This window comes from Amycolatopsis sp. NPDC114484 (assembly GCF_055633755.1).
The window spans coordinates 544,919-563,041 of record NZ_JBVKDQ010000003.1 but is presented as its reverse complement, the minus strand read 5'-3'; the positions used below and the strand labels follow the sequence as shown (position 1 = coordinate 563,041).

Sequence of the window (18,123 nt, the reverse complement as noted above, 5' to 3'; positions counted from 1 at the left end):
GGTCAGTTCACCTGCCGGTCCTGCCCCTCCCAAAACGGCTGCCGCAGCTTGAACTTCTGGATCTTCCCCGTCGCCGTCCGCGGCAGTTCGGCGAGAAACTCCACCCGCTTCGGGCATTTGTACCCGGCCAGGTGCTGGCGGCAGTGCGTGATCAGCTCGTCCGCCGTCACCTCGCTGCCGTCGGTCACCACGAGGGCGGTGACCAGCTCGCCCCATTTCTCGTCCGGGATGCCGATCACCGCGGCCTCCCGGACGGCCGGGTGCGAGCTCAGCGCGTCCTCCACCTCGATCGACGACACGTTCTCGCCGCCGGTGATGATGACGTCCTTCTTGCGGTCGGCGATGGTCAGGTAGCCGTCGGTGAAGGTGCCGCCGTCGCCGGTGTGGAACCAGTTGCCTTCCTGCACCCGCGCGGTCTCGTCCGGGTTTTCCCAGTAGCCGTCCAGGTTGTGGTTGCTTTGGGTGAGGACTTCGCCGTCGGTGTCGATCGTGACGCGGACGCCGAGGGCCGGGGCGCCGGCGCGGCCCAAGAGCTTCGCTTGCTCGTGCGGGTCCAGTCCGGCCCATTCGCTGCGGAAGCGGTTCACCGTGACCAGCGGCGAAGTCTCGGTCAGGCCGTAGATCTGGATGAACTCCCAGCCGAGTTCCGCGCGCACGCGTTCGATGGTCCGGGTCGGCGGCGGCGCGCCGGCCACCACGATCCGGACGCGGTCGCGGCCGGGGATCTCGCCGTCCCAGGAAGCGGCGCCGTCCAGTGCGGCGGTGACGACGGCGGGGGCGGCGCACATGATCGTCACGCCGTGCTCCCGCACGCGGCGCAGGATTTCGGTGCCGTCCACTTTGCGCAGCACGATGTGCCGTCCGCCGAGGCCGGTGACCGCGTACGGCATTCCCCAGCCGTTCGCGTGGAACATCGGCAGGGTGTGCAGCAGGACGTCGTTGTCGCTGAGTGTGGTGTGCAGGCCGAAAGTGGTTGCGTTGAGCCACAGATTGCGATGCGTGAGCTGGACGCCCTTCGGCCGCGCGGTGGTGCCGGAGGTGTAGTTGATCGTGGCGGTGGCGGATTCGTCGGCGTCCCACGGCCGCGGTCCGCCGTCGCCGCCCCAGATTTTGTCGTCGTCCTCGCCGAGGACGAACACGTGTTTCGCGGTTACGCTGTCCAGCAACGGTTTCAGCTCGGGGTCGATCATCAGGACCTCGGCGCCGGAATGCTCGACGATGTACCGAACTTCGGCCGGGGCGAGGCGGAAATTCACCGGCACCAGGACGCGGCCCCAGCCGGAGATGCCGAAGAAGGACGTCAACAACCGCGCGGAGTTGTGCGAGACGATGGCGACCCTGCCGCCGACGGGAACGCCGAGCGCGTCGAGATTCGCCGCCTGCGCGCGGGCGCGGCGGGCGAGTTCGCGGTAGGGCACCGAGCCCCAGGACTCCGCGGGCTGGGCGGGTTCGTCCACCACCGTGATCCGGTCCGGGTACACCGTTTCGGCGCGGTCGAGGAAATCGCGGACACTCAGGTCATAGAACACGTGCCGATCCCTTCGCGTCTGCGGGCCGCACTGCCCGCGCGGGTGATTTTCGCTCACCGCCTCGGATCCAGCCACCCCACATGGAGGGTATGTCCGCACTGGACTGGCAGCGGAACCTCAGAGGTATCGGACGATGCAGAACTCGTGTCCTTCGGGATCGGTCATCACCAGCACGACACCCTCGCCGGGGTAGTCGTGGCGTTCCCCGGTCCACTGCCCGCCCAGCTGTTCGATCTGCGCCAGGGCCTCGTCGACGTCGTCCACCTCGACGTCCAGATGCAGTCTCACCTTGCCGCGCTTCGGCTCGGAGACGCGCTGGAACGTCAGCCGGGGAGCGGCATCGAGCCGAGAGCCGACCGTGGCCCAGTCCGGTCCGTCATGCTCTCCGGAGACCGGACGGTCGAGAAGCGCGCTCCAGAAGCCAGCCAGAACCTGCGGTTCGGCGCAATCGATCGTGACGCCGCTCAGCCGTCTCATCCGGCCCGCAGCAGTCCGGCGGCGCGTGCCCGGTTCACCGCCTGCACCCGGTTGGACACCGCCAGCTTCCGCATCGCGTGCTTGAGATACGACTTGACCGTGTTGGGCAGCAGGCCGAGCCGGTCTGAGATCTCGTCGTTCGTGCAGCCCTCGCTGACCAGCCGCAGGACGTCGACCTCGCGCGGGGTCAGCGCGACGCCGGGCAGGTCCAGTTCCGGGCGCAGCCGGTCGCACACCGCCAGCAGCCGTTGCCGAGCGCTTTCGTCGTGGATCGACCCGGCGATCGCGGTGAGCTCGGCGTGCAGGTCGCCGCGTTCGGCCGCGGGGACGGCCGTCGGCGCGGCCAGCCGTCGCTGCACCTCTTCTTCCACCTCGATGTCGCGCCCCAGCCGAGTCGCCACCGCGGTCGCCGCGTGCAACAGCCGGTCGCCGAACGTGATCGAATCCCGGGACGCCGCATACAGCACCGCGCGCGTGGTCTCGCCGACGCGCACCGGCAGCGCCACCATCGCGCGCAGCCGTTCGGGGGCCACCGCGTGGTCGTATTTGTGCGTGATGCCCTGTGCGTTGAGATAGTCGACGACCGTGGACGGCCGGGCCAGTGCCACCGCTTTGCCGCCGAGCCCGGCCCCGGTGTCCACCTGCACGTGCTGCATCGACCGGGTGGCGGTGCCGCGGAGCTGGTCGATCACGTGCGAGCGGGAGGCCGCCGACACCGGTCCGCCCATCGCGACCGGCAGCTCGGTCGCGATTTGCAGTGCTTTGAGCGCGCCGGCGACCAGGGGGCTGGCCGTCAGCGCGAGCCGGCCCGGAGGCGTCATGGGCACCGTCCCGCTTCACTCGACCTTGTTGGGTGGACGTCCACGTTACGCGTTGCGTCGCGTTCGGACTACTCGTGTGGTTCGGTGGCACACGTGGCAACCCCGGATTTCGATACCGTCGCCGACCGGCTCTACGCGGGTGAGCCGGCCGACTTCGTCGCGGAGCGCACCGCGGCCGCCCGCGCGGCGAAGGAGGCGGGCGACGTCGAGCTGGCGCGCCGGATTCGCGCGCTGCGCAAGCCGACCGCGGCCGCGGCGTACGTCAACCGCCTGGCGCGCGACGGTTCCGCTCCGCTGTCCGAGCTGGCCTCGCTCGGCGAGAAGCTGCGCGACGCGCACGAACAGCTCGACGGCTCCCGGTTGCGGGAACTGGCACATCGGCGGGCGGAGCTGGTGCAGCGGATCGTGCGGGACGCGTCCGAGTTGAGCGATTCCGTCGAGCGCGAGGTGGAGGAAACGCTGGAGGCGATCGTCGCGGACGCCGAGGTCGCCCGGCTGGCGCTGGCCGGACGGCTGACGTCGAAGGCCCGTCAGGACGCCGACCGCTGGCTGTCGCTGCCGACGAATCCCGCGCCGGCCAAGAAGACCCGACAGTCCGAAAAGGACCGGAAGGCGGAGGAGGAATCCCGGGTCCGCGCGCTGGAACGGCGGCAGGCGGTGCGGGCGCGGGCGGAGGCCGAGCGGAATCTGCAGCGCGCGGAACGGACCGCCGAACAGGCCGACGACCGGGTGACCGAACTGCGCGAACGGCTCGCCGAGGCGGAACACCGCGCTGCCCGGGCGGCCGACGAACTGGCCAAGGCGCAGAAGACCTTCGAGGAAGCCGACGATGCCGTTCAGCGGTCTTGAGGAGCTGTCCGACGGAGAGCTCGCCTTGTCCCCGCTGCGGCCGGACGACGCGGAGGCGCACTTCGCGGGCGAGGACCCGGAGCTGATCCGCTGGCTCAACGGCGGACCGGGGACGCTTGCCGGGACCCGGGAGTATCTTCAGCACTGCCAGCAGGAATGGGCTTCCGGCGGGTCCTTGCGGGCGTTCGGCATCCGGGTGCACGGCGTGCTGGCGGGGACGGTCGACCTGCGGTTCTCCGGCGAGCATCTCGCGCCGGGGGAGGCGAACGTGGCGTATGGGCTGTATCCGCGGTGGCGCGGGCAGGGGTTCGCGACGCGGGCGGTGTTGCTGGCCGTCCGGTACGCGGCCAGTGCGGGAGCGAAGCGGGCGGTGATCAAGGTGGAGCCGGAAAACGTGAGTTCGGGCGCGGTGGCGCGGCGGGCGGGATTCGAGCTGAGCGGCCGGATGGTCGAGGACGGTACTGCGCTGGACCGGTACTTCCGCGACCTCGGCTAGCGGGTGATTTCCGTTCCAGCGCACCACACCGTGCGGATGGCCCGGGTCGCCGACAGGTCCGCCACCGGATCGCCTTCCACGAGAACGAGATCGGCTCGCAGCCCAGGCCGGATCTCGCCCCGATCCGACAGCCCGAACGCCCGCGCCGGGGCGGACGTCGCGGCACGCAGGATCTCCACCGAGCTCAACCCCGCTTCGGCCAGCAGTTCGAATTCGTGGTGCAGGCTCGACCCGTGCGCGACCGCGAGCGGGGCTCCGGAACCTCCGTTGGCGTCGGTTCCGGCGAGGATTTCAACCCCTGCGGCGTGCAGAGCAGCCGTATTGGCCACGAAATCGCCAGCGGCGCCGTCGAAGAAGGCGAGCGCTCCTTCCATCATGGTGAGCGTCGGAATCGCCGTCTGTCCGGCGGCCTTCATCGCGGCGACGTCCTCGGCGGCGATCCGGCCGATCACCGGCACATGCGTCACGAATCGCGCACCGGTCGCCACGGCCAGGTGGTACGCGCCGGGGGTCGCCGCGTGCACGACAGCGTCCAGACCTCGCTCCCGCGCCGTGTCGACCAACGCCTGCAACGCTTCCGCGGGCGGCCCGCCGTCACCGGGGGCCTCGGCGACGCCTTTGACGTAGTCGACACCCTCCGCGACCCGCGCTTCGACGAACTGGACGGCGGCTTCCGCGGTCGTGACGATGGCGGAAGCGGGCATTTCCGGGATCGTGGAATGAAGCCCGTGCGGGCCGATCAAGGGAAGCCCCGCAGAGCGGAAATCGGCCGGGCCCGCGGTGCGCAGCGCGGCTACGCGCTCAGCTGGCCAGCACGCCATGTCGAGCCCGGTCGTGACGCCCCATTCGGCTAGGTCGGCCAGTTGCTCCGGCCGGTCCAGGTGGAGGTGCGCGTCGATGAAGCCGGGCAGCAGCGTCGCCCCGGCGGCGTCGATTTCCCTTGCCCCGGCGGGATCTGTGCCGAGAACCGGCCCGTCGATCACGACGGTGCGCGGTTCGGTGAGCCCTTGTCCGTCGAAGACGCGCACATCGCGCAGAGCGGTCTTGGCCACGATCCCTCCCCGGGTCAGTGGACGCGATACCGCAAGAGTACTGAGTTGTCGTCCACCAGCGCGGAAATTAATTCGAGCCGCTGCGGCTCGATCGCCGCGCCCATCGCGACCCGCGGCGCGTCCCCGGCGATCAGCATCGGCGCGACCGTCAGCCGCAGTTCGTCGACCACACCGGCGGCCAGCAGCGACGCGAACAGGTGCGGTCCGCCCTCGCAGTCGATGCGGCGGAGGCCTCGGCGAGCCAGCTCGTCCACCGCGGCCCGCAGGTCGACGTCGCCGTGCCGAGGGCGCGGGCGCTGGTCGTCCGGGTCGGCGTGCAAGGCCGGGTCGCCGGTGGCCTCGTGCAGCGTTGGGTCGCCTGTCCCAGCGACCAGGACATCCGCCCCGGCCGTGGCCCACGCCTCGCGCAGCTCGGGATCCGTCGCCGCGCTCGTGATGACGATCGTCGGCACCAGGGCCTTGGTGATCACCGGGGCGTCCGGCGGCAGCGAACGGCCGGTGCTGACCACGGCGATCGGCGCGATCGGGGCCAGCCCGTGCCTGCGCCGCCGCTCGGCGGTCTTCTCGTCCGGCCGGAGGCCCTCGAACCCCTCGGCCAGCGCGGTGCCCGCGCCGACCAGCACGACGTCGGCGAGGTCGTTGCCCAGCCGGTAGACGATCCGGTCCGCGGGCGTCGACAGCCCGCCCGAGCGGCCGTCGATGGTGATCCCGCCGTCGGCGCTCGACACGAAATTCACCGCGAGCCACTTCGGCGCGTCCGGATAGACGTAGAGCTGCTCGACGTCGGCCTCGGTGCGGTCCTGGTTTCCGGGAAAGATTTCGCGCATCAGACCGACCGTACAACGTTCGCCGGCGGCCGGGTGCCGATGATGCTCGCCACCATCTCCGCGACCTGCCGTGTCTCGCGGACCTGGTGCGCGCGGAACATCGCCGCGCCGTGCATCGCGGAGATCGCGGTGGCGGCGAGGGTGCCGACGACCCGCTCGCCGACCGGGAGGTCCAGCGTCTCGCCGATCACGTCCTTGTTCGACAGCGCCATCAGGACCGGCCAGCCGGTCGCGACCAGTGCGTCGACGTGCCGCAGCAGTTCGAGCGACTGGTAGGAGTTCTTCCCGAAGTCGATGCAGGGGTCGATCATGATGCCCTCGCGCGGCACGCCCGCGGCGAGCGCGCGCTCGGCCAGCGCGGTCGTGCCGTCGACCACCGCGGCCACCACGTCGTCGTACACCGGCCGGACGGCTTCGGTGCGCGGCACGAGACCGTTGGTGTGCGAGCAGATGTAGCCCGCGCCGTGTTCGGCGGCGACGTCGAGGATCTCCGGCTCGATCGCGGCCCAGTTGTCGTTGACCAGGTCCGCGCCCGCGCGGCAGACGGCGTCGGCGACCTCGGCGCGGTAGGTGTCCACGCTGATGACCAGCTCGGGGAAGTTCTCGCGGGCCCATTCGACGGTCGGCACGACCCGGCGGATCTCCTCCGCCGCGGTGACCTCGGGGCCCTTGCCCGCGGGCACGCCGCCGATGTCGATCAGGTCGGCGCCCTCGGCGTGCGCGCGGCGGATGGCCGCCTGCGCGGGGGCTTCTTCGAAGGTCGCGCCGTTGTCGTAGAACGAATCGGGAGTGCGGTTGATGATGGCCATCACCAGGGCGCGGTCACTGGTGAGGCGACGGCCTCGGAACACGAGGTCGGGCGTGTGCATGCGGTCTCCCGGGCCGGAACGAAAGATCTCGCGTGATCATAGGCGAGTTCGCGGCGGGAGCACGTCCGGCAGGTGGCGGGCGGAGCGGTCCGGAGGCCACCTGCGTCCGGGCGTTCGGTCGATCTGCGTGGAGCGGTGCGATCAGGAGGCGAGCGCCTCGTTGACGGTCAGGAACTCATCAGCGGTGCGGGTGGCGGAGAATTCGATCACGCGGTAATGCGCGAGACGTTGCAGCACGAGCGGGTCGGTGGCGAGCACGGCGTCGAGCTTGCCGCGCAGGCACGGGCGGGAGATGATGACCTGGTCCGCGTCCTCGTTTCCTTTTCCGGAAACGAGGAACAATCCGTGCGCGAAGTGGCTGCGCAGCCAGTCCGCGTGTTCGGCCAGTGCGTAGTCGACTTCGTTTCGAGGTGCTGTGTAGGACAGCAATGCGATGTACATGACCTCAGAGTAGGACGCTTCCTCCGATGGTGCATCCTCCTCCCGAGTGCCGTCGTGCTTCATCGAATGGTCAAGTATTCCCAATAATTCTTTACGGATAAGCGTACTGGTTGGATTTCCGTTACGGGGTGCGGGAAAGCATCGGGCCCGGCGTTTCCGCAGGACATTTCGGACGGATGGTCAAGACCACCCCCAGTTCTGCGTGAAGCAGCCGGCCAGATAAAGATCCACGCGGTCGGCGAACCGGCTCGGATCACGCCCGGTGAGTTCGCCGATCCGGGTGATCCGGTATCGCAGGGTGTTCACGTGCAAGTGGAGCGTGGCCGAAGTCTGTGTCCAAGATCCCGAATGTTCCAGGAACGCCTTGAGCGTCGTTATCAGTTCGGAACCGTGTGCGGCGTCGTACGCGAGTACCGGCCCCAGTACTTTTTCGCCGAACGTCCGGCGCAAGTCTTCCGGAACGGCCGCGAGCAGCAGCAAATGGGACGCCACTTCATCGCCGGACAGCACCGTCGCGCGGCCCGGCGTCAACGCGGCCAGTGTGCGCGCGTGCCGGGCTTCCTGCACGCCGGAGCGCAGCCCGGAGGCGTCCGCGGCCCGGCTGAGGCCGAGGGTCAACCGCGCGGACCCGAGCGCGGGTTCGATGGTGTGGACCGCTTCCCGCAACGTCCCGGTGTCGCGCGAGGAGAAGAGGCCGAACGTCTCCCCGTCGACGGTCGCCACCAGCACCGGCTGTCCGGTGGCCGAAAGCAGCTCCTCCACCAGCACCTGCGCGAGCCCCGGCCCGCCGCCGCGGACCTCGGCCGACAGCGTCGCCACCGGTTCCTGCGGCGCGAACCCGGCGGCGGACAGCCGGGAGGTCAGCTCGCCCGGCGCGGCGTCGTCGGAGAGCACCAGCCGCAACAGCGGTTCGGCCGCCCGGTTCTCGATCCGCCGGGCCTCGTCCACCCGGGACCGTTCGAGCCCGATCAGCGCGGCGAGTTCCTGCGCCAGCTCCCGGCGCGCGGACGGCCACTGCGCCGGATCGCCGTCCACCACGAGAAACCAGCTCGCGATCCGATGCCCGGAGCGCCCGGCCGCGCCGAGCAGCGTGACCGGACCGTCCTGGCACGGCAGCCGCTCAGCGCGCAGGAACCGCCGCGCCAGCGCGGTGCGACGCGCGGCGGGCAGTTCGGGGCCGCCGGCCAGCTGCTGTCCGGTCGCGCTCAGCACGAGGCAGCCGGTGCCCAGTTCCTCGGCACCGGCTTTGACCAGCGCGGACAGTCCGCGCCCGGAGGTCACCGCGGCCACCAGCCGCCGGTGCGAATCGCGGGCGGGCGCTGCGCGTTCCGCCGCCAGGCCCAGGATCACCCGCTCGGCCACGGTCGCGAATGAAACCGACACCGGCACCTCGAACAACGGCAGGCCGACGCGCTCGCAGGCGGTCACGAGGTAGTCCGGCACCGGTCCGCCGACCTCGGCGGTGCCCGCCCCGAGCGCGGTCACGCCCGCGGCGGCGAGCTTGCCGACGAACGCGTCCGCGTCCGACGGCCCCGGCAGCCAGCGCATTCCGCACAGCACGATCTCGCCGCCGTCGAGGTACCGCGTCGGATCCTGCAGGGTCGCCTGGAAGACGCGGCCGAACTCGCGGTCGCGCGCCTTCTCGCCCGCCAGCAGCCGCAACCCCAGCTCCGGGGTGTCGAGCAGTGCACCCAGCCGCATGCGTGCCTCCTTCCGCCCATCAGTACCGCACACCAGAGGGGTTTGGCGGAAACTACGAAAAACCGGCCCTTCCCGCTCGCCGCTTTCGGTGGATCTGCCGTGGCCCGTGCCACGCCGCGGCAGGTGTACTCACTCGGCGAGCGAACGAGAAGGGATGGCCAATGGCGATCGTGCTAGGCGACAACCGCTACGGGAAGGCCGAAAACCGGCTGGTCCGCGTCGACCGTGACGGTGACGAGCACCGGATCACCGACCTCACCGTGAGCGTGTCGCTGTCGGGCGACATGAGCGACACCCACCTGACCGGGGCCAACGACAAGGTGCTGGCCACCGACACGCAGAAGAACACCGTCTTCGCCTTCGCCCGCGACGGCATCGGCGAGATCGAGGACTTCGCGCTACGGCTGGCCCGGCACTTCGTGTCCACGCAGGAGAGCATCCACGCCGCGCGCGTCGGGATCGTGGCCCATCCGTGGGAGCGGCTGCAGGTCGGCGGTCGCCCGGCGCATCACTCGTTCGCGCGGTCCGGGGCGGGGACCCGCACCACGCGCGTCACCTACGACGGCGAGCGGGCCTGGGTGCTCGGCGGGGTGGAAGACCTGACCGTGCTCAACTCCACCGGCTCCGAGTTCTGGGGTTTCCCGCGCGACGAATACACCACGCTCGTCGAGGTGAAGGACCGGATCCTCGCCACCGCGGTGTCCGCGACCTGGCGGTACTCCGTCGAGGAGGCTAACTGGACGCACGCGCACGAGACCGCGCTCGCCACGCTGCTCGACGCGTTCGGCGGCACGCACAGCCAGTCCCTGCAGCAGACGCTGTACGCGATGGGGCAGGCGGTGCTGGAAGCCGTCCCGGAGATCGCGGAGATCCGGTTCGCGCTGCCGAACAAGCACCACTTCCTCGTCGACCTCGAGCCGTTCGGCCTCGACAACCCCGGCGAGGTGTTCTACGCCGCCGACCGGCCCTACGGCCTGATCGAGGGCACCGTCCTGCGCGACGACGCCCCGCCGGCCGGTCCGGCCTGGTCCTGAGCAAACCGAAACCCGAGCTGTTGGGAGCAGTACTGTCATGACCGTGTCCATCGATGCCGACGTCGAACGCACCTGGCTCGCCGAATGCGTGCGGATCGCCGAGAAGAACGTCGCCGACGGCGGCGGACCGTTCGGCGCGCTGGTGGTGAAGGACGGCGAGATCGTCGCGACCGGCGTCAACCGCGTCACCCCGTCGCTCGACCCGACCGCGCACGCCGAGGTGGTCGCGATCCGCGCGGCTTGCCAGGAGCTCGGCACGTTCAGCCTGGCCGGCTGCGTGCTCGTCTCCTCGTGCGAGCCGTGCCCGATGTGCCTCGCGTCGTCGCTGTGGGCGCGCGTGGACCGCGTGCTGTACGCGGCCGACCGGCACGACGCCGCCCGCGCCGGATTCGACGACCGGGCGTTCTACGAGCTGTTCGAGCACCCGCGCGAAACGTGGCAGACCCCGGTTTCGCGAGTGTCCACCCCGGAGGCTTTCGCCCCGTTTTCCGCCTGGCTCGGCCGATCCGACCGGATCGAGTACTGAGCCTCGGCGAGTGCTGAATGCCGGTCAGAATCGGCTTCAGCGTCCACCGCCCCACCCCACCGGGCCACCATCCCGGTGCTGACCGGAGCACCAGAAAAACGCGAACGTCCCGCCGTGCCGCCCCTTGCGTATGCCAGGGGTGCGGTGCGGCACACCCACCGGCAAGGGGAGGACGCATGACCCAGGTACGCCTCGACGAAGCGGTGACCTCGGCTCCCGGACCGCAGCGCAAGTCCATTGTGGAGCGACTCTTCGAAATACGCGCGCGCGACACCACCGTAGGCCGAGAAGTACGCGGCGGCGTGACCACGTTCGTCGCGATGGCCTACATCGTTTTGCTCAACCCGCTCATCCTCGGCGCTTCCGCCGACATCACCGGCGCGAAACTCAGTGCCGCGCAAGTGACCACGGCGACCGCGCTCGCCGCCGCCGTGATGACTGTCCTCATGGGACTGATCGGCAACGCGCCGCTCGCGCTCGCCGCCGGTCTCGGCATCAACGGCATCGTCGCGTTCCAGATGGCCCCGTCGATGACGTGGGCACAAGCCTTCGGGCTCGTGGTGCTGGAGGGCGTTTGCATTGTGCTGATGGCGGTCAGCGGCGTCCGGGAACGCATCATGAACGCGATTCCCGGACCGCTGAAAACCGCGATCACCGTCGGCATCGGGCTGTACATCGCGCTCGTCGGACTGGTGAGCGCCGGGTTCGTGACTCGTATTCCGGACGCGGCGCACACGACCGTCCCGGTGCGGCTCGGGACCGACGGGCATCTGTCCGGCCTGCCGATCGCGGTGTTCTGCTTCGGCCTGCTGCTGATGACCGTGCTGATGGCGCGGAAGGTGCCCGGCGCGGTGCTGCTCAGCATCGCCGCCGCCACCGTGCTCGCGGTGGTGCTGCACGACGGATTCGGCGTCGGCGACTGGGGGTTGACGACGCCGACGCTGCCGCATTCCGTGGTGGCGGCCCCTGATTTCGGTCTGCTCGGACACGTCGACCTGTTCGGCGGATTCGCCAAGGCGGGCGCGCTCACCGCGACGATCTTCCTGTTCACCCTGGTGCTGTCCGGCTTCTTCGACGCGATGGGCACCATCACCAGCGTGTCGGCCGAGGCCGGGCTGTCGAAGAACGGCCGGGTGCCGAGGATGGGCCGGATCCTGTTCGTGGACGGGGCCGGGGCGATCGCCGGCGGGATGTCCGGCTCGTCGCCGAACACCGTGTTCCTGGAGTCCGCGGCCGGCGTCGGGGAGGGCGCGCGGACCGGGCTGGCGAGTGTCGTGACCGGACTTCTGTTCGGGGCGACGCTGCTGTTCACGCCGATCGCGGGCATCGTCCCGGCGCAGGCCGCCGCGCCCGCGCTCGTGGTGATCGGCGGGATGATGGTGGCGCAGTGCCGCAACATCCCTTGGCACGACCCGGATTACACGATCCCGGTGTTCCTGACGGTCGCGCTCATTCCGTTCACCTACTCCATCACCAACGGCGTCGGCGCGGGCCTCATCGCGTTCGTGCTGATCAAGACCTTCCGCGGGAAGTGGCGTGAAGCAGGGTGGATCCTCACTGTGCTCGCGCTCGTGTTCACCGTCTATTTCGGAATCGACGTGGTGAAGGCGATCCTCTAAGAGAAAGGGACCACCATGCCTCTGATGTTCCTCAACGGCGGCGCGATGCGCGGCGAACCCCTGCACCACCTGCTCGACGGCGCTCCACTGGTGGCCGAAACGACCACGGCCGCGAAGTACCGGTTCTATTCGGTGGGCGGGCAATGCCCGGCGCTGGTCCCGGTAGCGCACGGCGGCGCGGCGATCTCCGGCGAGGTCTACGACCTCACCCTGGACCAGCTGCGCGACCGCGTGCTCCCGTCCGAACCGCCGGAGCTGGAGCTGGGCGTGATCGAACTGGCCGACGGCAGTTCGGCGTTCGCGATGCTGCTGCGGCGGCCGCAGACCTCGCACGTGCAGCTGCGGGACATCACGGAAATCGGCGACTGGCGAGCGTTCAAGGCCGCGGCGTGACGGTTCTGGTGGCCCCGGACAAGTTCAAGGGCTCGCTCACCGCGGCGGAGGTCGCGGAGGTGGTGGCCGCGGCGTTCGCCGAGGTCGCGCCCGGTGAACCGGTGCGGCAGCTGCCGGTGGCGGACGGCGGCGACGGAACTGTCGCCGCCGCTGTCGCCGCCGGGTTCCGGCGAGTGCCGGTGCGGGTTTCCGGGCCGACCGGCCGCCGGATCACCGCGTACTACGCGCAGCGCGGGACGGTCGCCGTGGTCGAGCTGGCGGAGGCGTCCGGCCTCCACCGGCTGCCCGGCGGCAGGCTGGAACCGCTGACGGCATCGAGCTATGGCACGGGCGAGCTGATCGCGGCCGCCCGCGCCGCCGGTGCGACGCAGATCGTGCTGGGTGTCGGCGGCAGCGCCTGCACGGATGGCGGGGCCGGATTGCTGACGGCGTTGGGCGCGCGATTGCTCGACGCTTCCGGTGCGCCGCTTCCTCCGGGCGGCGCGGCCTTGACCGAGTTGTCCACAGTGGATCTTTCCGGACTGGCCGAAGTGGACGTTGTCCTGGCGTCCGATGTGGACAACCCGTTGCTGGGTGTGGACGGCGCTGCCGCGGTGTACGGGCCGCAGAAGGGCGCTGGACCCGCCGAGATCGCGTCGTTGGAACGCGGGCTGACTCGGTGGGCCGAAGTTTTGGGCTCCGCGCACGCCACCACCCCGGGCGCTGGCGCGGCAGGCGGCGTCGGGTTCGGTGTGCTCACCGGACTCGGCGCCCGTATTCGGCCGGGTATCGAGTTGCTGTTGGAGCTGCTGGGTTTCCCGGCCGCTGCCCGGGACGCCCGGCTCGTCGTCACCGGCGAGGGATCGTTGGATACCCAGTCGCTGCACGGAAAAGCGCCGGTGGGTGTTCTTCGGGCAGCGGGCGGTACTCCGGTGGTCGCCTTGGCCGGCCGGTGTCTGCTGTCGGCGCCCGAGTGGCAGGCGGCGGGCTTCGCCGGGGTGTACGCGCTGACCGATGTGGAGCCGGACGAACATCGGTGCGTGGCCGAGGCCCGTGCGTTGCTGCGGGACCGGGCCGCGCAGCTGGCTCGGGATTTCAGCCGAGCAGTACCTGCCTGACGTGGTCGGACAGGGGGAGTCCGGCCGCGTCGGCAGGGGTCAGCCAGCGGTGGTCGTCGTGTTCGGCCGGGTTGAGCTGAAGGTCGCCGAGGAATTCCGGGTGCGCGTCGTAGTAGGCGGCGTGCACGGTGAACGGTTTGCCGGTGCGGTCCGGCCAGGATCGGCGGGCGCGTTCCCTGGCGAGCCGTACCCGCAGCCCGGTTTCCTCGGCGACTTCCCGTACCGCGGTGGTCTCCGGTGCTTCGCCGGGTTCGACGGTGCCGCCGGGGAATTCCCAATGCCCGCCGAGGAAAGTTCCGGGGGCGCGGCGGATCAGCAGGACGGTTTCGTCTCGGGGGAGCAGGACGTAGGCGAGGTGTTTGTCGTTCATGCTGCGCCTCCGTTGGCGACGAGGAGTTGACCGTTGACCCAGCCGGTGTCGGTTGGGCCGGGGTTCACCGCGTTCGCTGTGATGCCTAGGTGCCCGAGTTCGCCGGCTGCGGCGAGGGTGATCCGGTTGAACAGTCTTGCCGGGTTTTCCGGGTCGGCTAGGTCGGCTTCGATGCCCTGGACGCTTTTATCGACGCCCCAGGGCATTCGACGGTCGTAGTCGGACCAGTACGTCGTGCCGACGGTCCAGCTGTCTTCCTGCAGCCGGGCGGCGATTCCGGCTTGCCTGCCGACGCCGGCGACCAGGGCGGCTTTCTTATTCTTCAATGGCGCTGTCTTTCGCGCGGAGGTGCTGGCGGAAGGTATAGGACGGGTCGGTTTCGCGGTGAGTCAGGAATTCGGTGAATCGGACTTGTTCGCGGAGGGTGACGCCGTCGCTGATCTTCGCTGCTTGGCGGTGTTCGGTGTCGCGGATGGATTCGGCTAGCCGGAGTACCTCTTCGGCCTGGGCGGCTGGGATGAAGAGGACGCCGTCGTCGTCGCCGAAGACCAGGTCGTCGGTGGTTACGGTCCATTCGCCGACGGTGGCGGATTCGAGTGCGTTGGCGGCGCGGTCGGTGAGGTGCAGGGGGCCGGTGGGGAGGGAGCCCAGGCTGTAGACCGGGAGGCCGATTTCGCGTAGTTCCGCGGTGTCTCGGTGCAGGCCCCAGATGACTATGCCGGTGAGACCGGCTGTGGCTGCTTCGGCGGTGATGAGGTCGCCGACGCAGGCCTCGTCTTGGCGGCCTTGGTTGTCTGCTACCAGGACGTCGCCTGGGGTCGCGGAGGTGATGGCTTCCAGGAAGACGTCGACGCTGCCGGAGTGTCTGGCGGGGAGGACTCTTCCGGCGAGCTTCCGGCCGGGGAGGACGGCGGTGGTTCCGGTTGGGGCGCAGCGGACGGTTAGGCGGGTGCGGAGGCAGGCGTCTGCCAGGTGGGCGGTGGTGAGGCTTGTGAAGCGTTCGGTTAGTTCGGGGTGGTTCATGGGGCCGTCCTTCGGTGGTCGGTCCTTCGGAGTGGTTGGTTCACGTTAGCGGGGGTGGTGGGGTGGGGTGTTTGGTTTTTGGTGGGGGACGAGGCGGCTGCGCCGCTGGGAGAGGGGTGGCGTGGGGCACCCCGAAGCTTGATGTGCTGACGGTCGGTGGGTGCTTGTCAAGGCGGGAAAGATGCCTTGACAAGCAACCCCAGACCGCAGGGAGGCTTCGTATCGGGGTGCGGGGGAGGGGCTGGGTGCCTCGATTGTTGGGTGGGGTGGGTGCCTTGGTTGCGGGGAGGGCTGGGTGCATTGCTGGTTGGGTGGGTTGGTTGTGGGGAGGGGGGCTGGGTGCGTCGCTGGTTGGGTGGGTTTGTGCGGTTCGCGTGGGGTGGCGCGTGGGCGTGAGGGGAACCTTGAGGGGACTCTGATTCCCTCGGGGTTCCCCTCGCGGACGCCGGGGCATACGAGGCGAATCGGGCGGGGTATTACCACGCGCTTTGGTGGCTATATCCGATTTCTTCCGGTTTCTGGTTGAAGTCCTGGTGAATTCCCGGGTGGGCGACGTTCTCGACCAGCGTTTCTTCACTTTCCGCACGCATAATTCCGTCCCGGTAGTCCGAACGTGTGGCAGGAGGAAAGAGTGCCGGGGTCTGTGCGCGCCCGCTGGATCGGCGGTGGGGTCGCGGTTGCGGTCGTGGCGGCGGGGATCGTCTTCGCGGTCTGGCCCGACGGGGCTTCGGCGCAGGATCCGGAGATTCAGATCTCGCGGTCGTCCTGCGGGCAGGGCTGGGCGGATCCTCGAGCTGGGGTCCAGACCTTTCATCTGCACAACACCGGATCCGTGACCTCCGAGGTGGATTTGATCGACCCGGCGACGGGAGTGGTCTACGGCGAGGTCGAGGGGCTTGGCAGCGGAACGACCCGGCCGATGCAGGTTACGCTCGGCAACGGGAGTTACGCATTCCGTTGTCTCCCTGAGGATTCGGCGGCGATTGTCGGGCCGACGGTCACGGTGAGCGGTGGTTCTGAACGTGGTCCGGGCGTCGCGCCGGTGACGCAGAATGATCTGCTCGGGCCGTTGAAGTCCTATCAAAGCCATGTGACGCAGAGGCTCGGCCAGTTGGCCGCCGACGTCGGCAAATTGAAAGACGCTATCCGGAGCAACGATCGCGGTGCGAGTCAGGCCGCTTGGCTTGTCGCGCATCTCGATTACGAGCGGCTTGGCGCGGCTTACAACGCCTTTGGCGACTCCGACAAAGCTATCAACGGCACTGCCGACGGGCTGCCTGACGGTGTCAAGAGTCCGGGCTTCACCGGGTTCCATCGGATCGAATCCGGCTTGTGGCACAACGAAGATCTCGCCGCTCTCGGGTCGGTGGCCGATCAGTTGGACAGCGACGTGCAGAAGCTCCGCAAGTCCTTTGCGGACAGTCAGGTCAATCCGAACGACCTCGGCTTGCGCGCGCACGAGATTGTGGAGAACACCCTGCAATTCGAATTGACCGCCCGCACCGATTACGGCAGCGGCACTAACCTCGCCACCGCGCGGGCGAATCTCGATGGGACTCAAGCGGTCCTCGACGTCCTGCGTCCGGTGCTCGCTCCGCGCTACCCAGCACTGTCCAAGGTGGACAGCTGGATGAAGCGCACCCAAGCCACGCTCGACAGTGCCAAGAAGCCGGACAACTCGTGGACGCCGGTGAGCCAGTTGTCCGCGTCGCAGCGGCAGAAGCTCAACGCGGACGTCAGTGAGTTGACCGAGCTGCTCGCTCCGATCGCTGCCATCGCGGAGTCGAGGAGGATCTCGTGACGACGGAATCCTCTCGTCGGTCCTTCCTGCGTCGCACCGTCGTGGGAGCGGGGATTACTGCGGCTGCTGGCATCGGCGTGACAGCCAGCGCGAGCGAAGAAACAAACACTGTTCCGTTCCACGGTCCCAAACAGGCCGCGATTCTCCGGCAGCCTCCGGCGCAAAGCATCATCGCGTCCTTTGACGTGGTGGCCGAGAACCGCGCTGAGTTGACCGAGTTGTTCCGGGAAATCACCGACCGCGCACGGTTTCTGACGAACGGCGGTGCACCGGCGGCGTTGGGGATTACCGCCCCGCCCGCTGACTCCGGGGTGCTTGGTCCGGTGGTGCCGCACAGCGACCTCGGCGTGATCGTCGGCGTGGGATCGTCCCTTTTCGACGGTCGTTACGGGCTGGCTGACCGCAAGCCGAAGAAGCTCAAGCCGATGACCATGTTCCCCAACGACGCGCTCGACGCCCCGCAGTGCCACGGCGACCTGTCGCTCACGCTGTCCGCGGGGGACACCGACACCGTGCTGCACGCGTTGCGCGACCTGGCTCGCGCGACCCGCGGCGGAATGCAGTTGCGCTGGAGGATCAACGGCTTCAGTTCGCCGTCCCGGCCGTCGGGCACCCCGCGCAATCTGATGGGGTTCAAGGACGGCACGGCGAATCCGGGCGAGTCCGAAATGGACCGGCTGGTGTGGGTGTCGGGGGCGGGCGAGCCCGCGTGGACGGCGGGCGGCAGCTATCAGGTGATCCGGCTGATCCGGATGCTGGTCGAGTTCTGGGACCGGGTCTCGATCACCGAGCAGGAGAACATGTTCGGCCGCCGCCGCGACACCGGCGCTCCGCTGGACGGTGCGTCCGAACAGGACGAACCGCGCTACGCCGACGACCCGATCGGCACCGTCATCCCGCTCACCAGCCACATCCGCAAGGCCAATCCGCGCACCCCGCAGACCGACGACAGCCGGATCCTGCGCCGCGCGGTCAACTACGACCGCGGCGCGGACTCCAACGGCAACCTCGACATGGGCCTCGTCTTCACCTGCTACCAGCAGGATCTCGAGCGCCAGTTCGAGGCGGTGCAGAAGCGGCTCATCGGCGAGCCGCTCGTCGACTACATCTCCCCGTTCGGCGGCGGCTATTTCTTCGCGCTGCCCGGCGTCACCGGTCCCGGCGACCACTTCGGCCGGGCGCTCCTCGCGTGAGGCGC

At 69.4% G+C, this 18,123-nt stretch carries 20 protein-coding genes; 9 read left to right on the top strand and 11 right to left on the bottom strand.

Going from position 1 to position 18,123, the window contains the following annotated elements; all coding sequences use genetic code 11:
• Window positions 1-2 precede the first annotated feature (2 nt).
• The 3 genes from ACZ7SW_RS11875 to ACZ7SW_RS11865 form a co-directional block, all read right to left on the bottom strand.
• On the bottom strand, window positions 3-1,529 hold the full coding sequence (locus ACZ7SW_RS11875) for an AMP-binding protein (RefSeq protein ID WP_470230386.1): 1,527 nt from the start codon (window positions 1,527-1,529) through the stop codon (window positions 3-5).
• Window positions 1,530-1,646: 117 nt separating this feature from the next.
• Entirely contained in the window at window positions 1,647-2,006 is a 360-nt protein-coding gene (locus tag ACZ7SW_RS11870; protein WP_470230385.1) for a VOC family protein, read from the bottom strand.
• A complete protein-coding gene (locus tag ACZ7SW_RS11865) occupies window positions 2,003-2,827 on the bottom strand; it encodes a helix-turn-helix transcriptional regulator (protein ID WP_470230384.1) in 825 nt (274 codons plus the stop codon). Before ACZ7SW_RS11865 ends, ACZ7SW_RS11870 begins: the two co-directional genes overlap by 4 nt.
• 84 nt (window positions 2,828-2,911) lie before the next feature.
• Here ACZ7SW_RS11865 and ACZ7SW_RS11860 point away from each other — a divergent pair, with 84 nt between their 5' ends.
• A complete protein-coding gene (locus ACZ7SW_RS11860) occupies window positions 2,912-3,676 on the top strand; it encodes a hypothetical protein (protein ID WP_470230383.1) in 765 nt (254 codons plus the stop codon).
• Window positions 3,657-4,172 (top strand): GNAT family N-acetyltransferase, encoded by a 516-nt coding sequence (locus ACZ7SW_RS11855; protein WP_470230382.1) that lies wholly within the window; start codon window positions 3,657-3,659, stop codon window positions 4,170-4,172. The genes ACZ7SW_RS11860 and ACZ7SW_RS11855 overlap by 20 nt, the downstream gene beginning before the upstream one ends.
• Here the strand turns inward: ACZ7SW_RS11855 and ACZ7SW_RS11850 are convergent.
• The 5 genes from ACZ7SW_RS11850 to ACZ7SW_RS11830 all read right to left on the bottom strand — a co-directional run bounded on the left by ACZ7SW_RS11850 (window position 4,169) and on the right by ACZ7SW_RS11830 (window position 9,062).
• Complete coding sequence (locus ACZ7SW_RS11850; protein ID WP_470230381.1) at window positions 4,169-5,224, bottom strand: amidohydrolase family protein; 1,056 nt, start codon at window positions 5,222-5,224, stop codon at window positions 4,169-4,171. The genes ACZ7SW_RS11855 and ACZ7SW_RS11850 overlap by 4 nt on opposite strands.
• Window positions 5,225-5,238: 14 nt before the next feature.
• Window positions 5,239-6,051, bottom strand: a complete 813-nt coding sequence (locus ACZ7SW_RS11845) for a pyrimidine reductase family protein (protein ID WP_470230380.1) — start codon at window positions 6,049-6,051, stop codon at window positions 5,239-5,241.
• Window positions 6,051-6,920 (bottom strand): dihydropteroate synthase, encoded by an 870-nt coding sequence (gene folP / locus ACZ7SW_RS11840; protein ID WP_470230379.1) that lies wholly within the window; start codon window positions 6,918-6,920, stop codon window positions 6,051-6,053. The genes ACZ7SW_RS11845 and folP overlap by 1 nt, the downstream gene beginning before the upstream one ends.
• 141 nt (window positions 6,921-7,061) lie before the next feature.
• On the bottom strand, window positions 7,062-7,361 hold the full coding sequence (locus ACZ7SW_RS11835; protein ID WP_116198492.1) for a YciI family protein: 300 nt from the start codon (window positions 7,359-7,361) through the stop codon (window positions 7,062-7,064).
• A gap of 180 nt (window positions 7,362-7,541) precedes the next feature.
• A complete protein-coding gene (locus ACZ7SW_RS11830; protein WP_470230378.1) occupies window positions 7,542-9,062 on the bottom strand; it encodes a PucR family transcriptional regulator in 1,521 nt (506 codons plus the stop codon).
• Between the two features lie 161 nt (window positions 9,063-9,223).
• Here ACZ7SW_RS11830 and pucL point away from each other — a divergent pair, with 161 nt between their 5' ends.
• The 5 genes from pucL to ACZ7SW_RS11805 all read left to right on the top strand — a co-directional run bounded on the left by pucL (window position 9,224) and on the right by ACZ7SW_RS11805 (window position 13,731).
• Window positions 9,224-10,096: a factor-independent urate hydroxylase gene (pucL, locus tag ACZ7SW_RS11825; protein ID WP_470230377.1), complete on the top strand. Its 873-nt coding sequence runs from the start codon at window positions 9,224-9,226 to the stop codon at window positions 10,094-10,096.
• Window positions 10,097-10,133: 37 nt separating this feature from the next.
• A complete protein-coding gene (locus ACZ7SW_RS11820) occupies window positions 10,134-10,622 on the top strand; it encodes a nucleoside deaminase (protein WP_470230376.1) in 489 nt (162 codons plus the stop codon).
• Window positions 10,623-10,798: 176 nt separating this feature from the next.
• Window positions 10,799-12,241: an NCS2 family permease gene (locus ACZ7SW_RS11815; protein WP_470230375.1), complete on the top strand. Its 1,443-nt coding sequence runs from the start codon at window positions 10,799-10,801 to the stop codon at window positions 12,239-12,241.
• 15 nt (window positions 12,242-12,256) lie between these two features.
• Complete coding sequence (locus tag ACZ7SW_RS11810) at window positions 12,257-12,634, top strand: allophanate hydrolase-related protein (RefSeq protein WP_009082380.1); 378 nt, start codon at window positions 12,257-12,259, stop codon at window positions 12,632-12,634.
• Window positions 12,631-13,731, top strand: a complete 1,101-nt coding sequence (locus ACZ7SW_RS11805; RefSeq protein WP_470230374.1) for a glycerate kinase — start codon at window positions 12,631-12,633, stop codon at window positions 13,729-13,731. Before ACZ7SW_RS11810 ends, ACZ7SW_RS11805 begins: the two co-directional genes overlap by 4 nt.
• Here the strand turns inward: ACZ7SW_RS11805 and ACZ7SW_RS11800 are convergent.
• The 3 genes from ACZ7SW_RS11800 to ACZ7SW_RS11790 are packed head-to-tail and all read right to left on the bottom strand — an operon-like array spanning window position 13,709 to window position 15,124.
• Complete coding sequence (locus ACZ7SW_RS11800) at window positions 13,709-14,101, bottom strand: NUDIX hydrolase (RefSeq protein ID WP_470230373.1); 393 nt, start codon at window positions 14,099-14,101, stop codon at window positions 13,709-13,711. The two genes, ACZ7SW_RS11805 and ACZ7SW_RS11800, sit on opposite strands and share 23 nt — an antisense overlap.
• The gene (locus ACZ7SW_RS11795) at window positions 14,098-14,427 is read right to left on the bottom strand and encodes a hypothetical protein (protein ID WP_470230372.1); all 330 of its coding nucleotides are present in this window, start codon (window positions 14,425-14,427) and stop codon (window positions 14,098-14,100) included. The genes ACZ7SW_RS11800 and ACZ7SW_RS11795 overlap by 4 nt, the downstream gene beginning before the upstream one ends.
• On the bottom strand, window positions 14,417-15,124 hold the full coding sequence (locus tag ACZ7SW_RS11790; RefSeq protein WP_470230371.1) for an RraA family protein: 708 nt from the start codon (window positions 15,122-15,124) through the stop codon (window positions 14,417-14,419). The genes ACZ7SW_RS11795 and ACZ7SW_RS11790 overlap by 11 nt, the downstream gene beginning before the upstream one ends.
• A 643-nt stretch (window positions 15,125-15,767) precedes the next feature.
• On the opposite strand from ACZ7SW_RS11790, the gene ACZ7SW_RS11785 reads away from it, so the two are divergent.
• On the top strand, window positions 15,768-16,925 hold the full coding sequence (locus ACZ7SW_RS11785; protein WP_470230370.1) for an EfeM/EfeO family lipoprotein: 1,158 nt from the start codon (window positions 15,768-15,770) through the stop codon (window positions 16,923-16,925).
• Window positions 16,922-18,118: a Dyp-type peroxidase gene (locus ACZ7SW_RS11780; RefSeq protein WP_470230369.1), complete on the top strand. Its 1,197-nt coding sequence runs from the start codon at window positions 16,922-16,924 to the stop codon at window positions 18,116-18,118. The genes ACZ7SW_RS11785 and ACZ7SW_RS11780 overlap by 4 nt, the downstream gene beginning before the upstream one ends.
• The last annotated feature ends 5 nt before the right edge of the window (window positions 18,119-18,123 follow it).

What these genes read in the sequence shown, in the direction of transcription:
- pucL (WP_470230377.1), top strand. Translation starts at nt 9,224, where the DNA reads ATGGCGATCGTGCTAGGCGACAACCGCTACGGGAAGGCCGAAAACCGG.
- ACZ7SW_RS11830 (WP_470230378.1), bottom strand. Translation starts at nt 9,062, where the DNA reads ATGCGGCTGGGTGCACTGCTCGACACCCCGGAGCTGGGGTTGCGGCTG.
- ACZ7SW_RS11870 (WP_470230385.1), bottom strand. Translation starts at nt 2,006, where the DNA reads ATGAGACGGCTGAGCGGCGTCACGATCGATTGCGCCGAACCGCAGGTT.
- ACZ7SW_RS11815 (WP_470230375.1), top strand. Translation starts at nt 10,799, where the DNA reads ATGACCCAGGTACGCCTCGACGAAGCGGTGACCTCGGCTCCCGGACCG.
- ACZ7SW_RS11820 (WP_470230376.1), top strand. Translation starts at nt 10,134, where the DNA reads ATGACCGTGTCCATCGATGCCGACGTCGAACGCACCTGGCTCGCCGAA.
- ACZ7SW_RS11800 (WP_470230373.1), bottom strand. Translation starts at nt 14,101, where the DNA reads ATGAACGACAAACACCTCGCCTACGTCCTGCTCCCCCGAGACGAAACC.
- folP (WP_470230379.1), bottom strand. Translation starts at nt 6,920, where the DNA reads ATGCACACGCCCGACCTCGTGTTCCGAGGCCGTCGCCTCACCAGTGAC.
- ACZ7SW_RS11790 (WP_470230371.1), bottom strand. Translation starts at nt 15,124, where the DNA reads ATGAACCACCCCGAACTAACCGAACGCTTCACAAGCCTCACCACCGCC.
- ACZ7SW_RS11835 (WP_116198492.1), bottom strand. Translation starts at nt 7,361, where the DNA reads ATGTACATCGCATTGCTGTCCTACACAGCACCTCGAAACGAAGTCGAC.
- ACZ7SW_RS11855 (WP_470230382.1), top strand. Translation starts at nt 3,657, where the DNA reads ATGCCGTTCAGCGGTCTTGAGGAGCTGTCCGACGGAGAGCTCGCCTTG.
- ACZ7SW_RS11810 (WP_009082380.1), top strand. Translation starts at nt 12,257, where the DNA reads ATGCCTCTGATGTTCCTCAACGGCGGCGCGATGCGCGGCGAACCCCTG.
- ACZ7SW_RS11845 (WP_470230380.1), bottom strand. Translation starts at nt 6,051, where the DNA reads ATGCGCGAAATCTTTCCCGGAAACCAGGACCGCACCGAGGCCGACGTC.
- ACZ7SW_RS11865 (WP_470230384.1), bottom strand. Translation starts at nt 2,827, where the DNA reads ATGACGCCTCCGGGCCGGCTCGCGCTGACGGCCAGCCCCCTGGTCGCC.